General features: G+C 70.5%; 2 protein-coding genes. Both read left to right on the forward strand.

Translation table 11 applies throughout. The features are described 5' to 3' along the window. Positions 1–2,872 (forward strand): type I polyketide synthase (locus tag LI92_RS20335; protein ID WP_046322084.1); only part of this gene is annotated, 2,872 nt, incomplete at its 5' end. A 19-nt stretch (positions 2,873–2,891) separates the two neighbouring features. Continuing rightward, positions 2,892–3,780, forward strand: an 889-nt coding sequence (locus tag LI92_RS20340; protein WP_046322086.1) for a beta-ketoacyl synthase N-terminal-like domain-containing protein, incomplete at its 3' end; no start/stop codon positions are given.

Genomic DNA, 3,780 nt, shown 5'->3' on the forward strand with positions numbered 1-3,780 from the left:
ACTGGTCAACCAGGCCGTCGCCGCCGCTGCGGCCGACCATGACACCTTTATCGAGATCAGCCCGCACCCCCTGCTGACCCACACCATCGACGAGATCCTGGACACGGTGCCGCACGCCAGCATCGCCACGTTGGTGCGCGACGGCGACGACACCGTCGTCTTCCATCAGCACCTCAACAGCGCACACCCGGTCAGCCCGCGGAACCTGCCGCACCCGGCCGGGCCCTATCCGGTGCTGCCGGCCACGCCGTGGCGGCACACCCGGCACTGGCTGGACCTCGAAAAGGCCGTCACTGCAGCCGAATCCGCGCCAGCGCCCGGTGTGCTGCTCGGCACTCACATCGCGATCGGCAGCACGCCGGCGGTGCACCTGTGGCAAGCCCGGCTGTCGCCGGAGAACAAGCCCTACCCCGGCAGCCATCGCAACAACGGGGTCGAGCTGGTGCCGGCATCGGTACTGCTGCAGACGATTTCGGATGCCGCTTTGCGCGTCAGCGGGCAATCGGCGGTCAGCGACATTCGCTTCGAACACCCGATCGTGCTCGACCGGCCACGGACCGTCCAGGTGGTCGCCGACGCCGAAACCGTGACGGTGTCGTCGAGAGCGGTGAGCGACGACCCACAGGCACGCTGGGTCAGGCACCTCAGTGCACGGATCACCGCAGGCGACGAATCAGACCGGCCCACGGCCGATTCCGCCCTCAGCAATGGCCACAGCGGAACGGAATTCGACGACGCCGCGGTGAGTGAGTTCTGGCTCACCTGGGGCAGCGAAGGCCGGCCGTTCCCGTGGACGGTGACCTCCGGTCGATCCACCTCCGGGCAACTGCGCGCCGACCTCACGGCCGAGCAGACCCCCACGGTCGCGATGCTCGACGCCGCACTGCACGTCGCCCGCATGGTCGACGACGCCGATCCCGAACTGATGGTGCCCGCCACGGTCGACGCCATCCGTTTCCGCGCAGCGCCCGCCGACGGCCGGGCCGGAGTCACCGTGCAGCGCCGTGACAGCGGCACCGGTCAGCTCGTCGTCGACATCGCCGTCACCACCGGCGACGGCACCGCATGCATCGACGTGCGCGGGCTGCGCTACACCGCGCTCAGTGCGGCGCGGCCGGCCGACGACCCGAGTTCGATCGCCCACGCCATCGACTGGCAGCCCTGGGATGGCGCACCGGAGAACCCGGCTGAACCGGGCACCCTGGCGGTGATCGGCGAGGGCGCCGCCGCCACCGGCCTACGTGACGCACTGACCGCGGCCGGGCACCAGGAAGCCGGGCTCGCCGAGGCCCAGGCCGTCGTCTACGTCGCGGACCCGGGCCCTGCCGGCGAATCCGACCTGGACTGCGCGTCGCGGCTGGCCGGCGAGGTGGCCGAACTGGTGGCGGCCCTGGCGCAGCGCGACACCCGCCCGCCCGCTCTATGGATCGTCACCCGCGGCGTCTACGAGGCGGCCTCCGACGCCGCCGTGCGGCAAAGCTGCCTGTGGGGCATGGCCGGGGTGATCCGGGCGGAGCAACCGCAACTGTGCGGCGGACTGGTGGACCTGGCCGCCGCAGAAATCTCCGCCGGCGACGCGGCGGTGCTGTCGGGCATTCTGCGCACGCCGGCCAAATCCATCCTGGTGCTGCGCGACGGCCAGATCCGCACTACGGCGTTCACCCCGATCTCCGGCCCGGTGCAGCGCGAACCCACGGTGTGCCAGCCCGACGGCACCTATCTGATCACCGGCGGAATGGGTGCACTCGGCCTGTTGATGGCCGGGTGGTTGGCCGACCGCGGCGCCCGGCGCCTGCTGTTGGCCGGTCGCAGCGCCCTGCCCGCCCGCCGCGACTGGGACTCCGAAGAGCTCGAGGCCGGCGTCCGCCACAAGGTCGCCGCCATCCGGGCATTGGAGCGGCGCGGCGTCACCGTGGAGGTGGCCGCACTCGACGTCGGCTCCCGGTCTGCGGTTGCCGACCTGCTGGACCGCCGCGACCAGGCCGGCGCCCCGCCGATCCGCGGCATCATCCATGCCGCCGGAATCACCGAGGGCCAGTTGCTCACCGAGGTCGACGCCGACCGGCTGCGCGACACCATGTGGCCCAAGGTCGCCGGTGCCCAGGTGCTGCACGAGCTCTTCCCGCCCAAGAGCCTGGACTTCTTCTTTATGACCGCGGCCGCGGGCGCCGTCTTCGGGGTGCCCGGCCAGGGCGCCTACGCCAGTGCCAACGCCTATCTGGACGGGCTCGCCCGTGCCCGCCACCAGCGCGGCTGCCACAGCGTCAGCCTGGACTGGGTGGCCTGGAAGGGCTTGGGCTTCGGTGCCGAGGCCCATGTGGTGCTGCACGAACTCGAGCGGATGGGCTCGCGGCCCATCACTCCCGCGGAGGCGTTCGCCGCCTGGGATCACGCGGAGCACTACGACCTGGCCCAGGTCGTGATGGTGCCGCTGCCCTCAGCGGGACAGTCGGACGCGTCCGATCCTGCCGGCGGACCGGTGCGTGACTGGGCCCAGCTGCCCGCCGACGAAGTCGTCAGCGAGCTGGAGGTCGAGCTGCGTGCCATCCTGGCGCGGGAACTTCGCATGTCGGAGGCTGAACTGCAGCTCGACCGGCCGTTCGCCGAACTCGGTCTGAACTCCGTGATGGCCATGGCGGTGCGGCGCGACATCGAAGCGCTGGTGGGGCTGGAGCTGTCGGCGACCATGCTGTGGAACCACCCGACGACCGCGGCGCTGGCAGCGCACCTGGCCGGCAAGCTGGTTCCGCAGGAGGATTCCGGCGGTGGCGTGGCCCGCGCCGACGACGACCTGCCAGACTCTGCCGACAGTGTGTTGGATGCGCTGTTCGACAGCGTGGAATCGGCTCCGGCCGGATGGGACGGGATCTAGTGGGAATCGAGTTCTCCGCATGACCGCAGCGTTTGACGAAGAGGGCCTGCGCCACTGGCTGGCCGACTACCTGGTCACCAACATCGGCTGCAGCCTCGAGGACATCGATTTCGACGCGTCGCTCAACGACCTGGGCGTCGGTTCCCGTGATGCGGTGGTGCTCTGCGGCGAACTGTCCGAACTTCTGGGCCGCAAAGTGTCGCCGGTGGAACTGTGGCAGCACCCGTCGGTGACGGAACTGGCCAGGTTCCTGCTGGAGCCCGACGCCGCAGACGAAGAGTGGACCCCCGAACCCGGCCGCGTCGGCACCGACGAGCCCATTGCCGTGATCGGCCTGGGCTGCCGGTTCCCCGGTGACATCAACTCACCGGACGCCTTCTGGCAGTTCCTCATCGACGGCGGCAATGCGGTGACCGAGGTGCCCGCCGATCGCTGGGAGCCCTTCGACGACGGATCGCCGGAGACCGGCAACGCGATCGCCCGCACCACCCGCTGGGGATCGTTCCTGCGCGATATTGCCGCGTTCGACGCCGACTTCTTCGAGATCTCCAGCCGCGAAGCGGTCAAGATGGACCCGCAGCAGCGACTTCTGCTCGAAGTCGCCTGGGAAGCCCTGGAGCACGCCGGCATTCCGGCGACCTCGTTGCGCCGAAGCCAGACCGGCGTGTACGTCGGCGCCAGCATCACCGAGTACGGCTGCCACGCGTCGGCCGACCTGACCGGCGTGGACGCCTGGAGCAACCCCGGCGGGGCGCTGAGCATCATCGCCAACCGGCTGTCCTACTTCCTGGATCTGCGTGGACCGTCGGTGACGGTGGACACCGCGTGCTCGTCCTCGCTGGTCGCACTGCACCTGGCGTGCCGGAGTCTGCGTAGCGGGGAGAGCGAGACCGCGATCGCCGGCGGGG

The sequence above is a fragment of the Mycobacterium sp. UM_Kg1 genome (assembly GCF_000972925.1).
Lineage (GTDB): Bacteria > Actinomycetota > Actinomycetes > Mycobacteriales > Mycobacteriaceae > Mycobacterium > Mycobacterium hiberniae.